The organism is Stenotrophomonas sp. SrG (assembly GCF_050031795.1).
GTDB classification, from domain to species: Bacteria; Pseudomonadota; Gammaproteobacteria; order Xanthomonadales; family Xanthomonadaceae; genus Stenotrophomonas; species Stenotrophomonas rhizophila_A.
In genome coordinates, this window is the sequence record NZ_JBNBBE010000408.1 from 1 (window position 1) to 259 (window position 259).

General features: G+C 71.8%; 1 protein-coding gene. It reads left to right on the forward strand.

Translation table 11 applies throughout. The features are described from left to right. Positions 1-259 (forward strand): 16S rRNA (cytosine(1402)-N(4))-methyltransferase (gene mraW / locus ACQG3P_RS20270; RefSeq protein ID WP_426806046.1); only part of this gene is annotated, 259 nt, incomplete at both ends.

Below are 259 nucleotides of genomic sequence, written 5' to 3' on the forward strand. Positions count from 1 at the left end.
CTGGAACGCAACCGCCGACGGCCTGGACGGGGTGCTGTTCGACCTCGGCGTGTACTCGCCGCAGCTGGACGTGGCCGAGCGCGGTTTCAGCTTCGGCAAGGACGGCCCGCTGGACATGCGCCTGGACCCGGACAGCGGCGAAAGCGCGGCGCCGTGGCTCAACCGTGTCGAAGAGCGCGAGTTGATGGAGGTGCGGTGGACCTCTGGCGACGCACGCCAGGGGCGCCGCATCGCCCGCGCGATCATCGCCCGCCGCGAC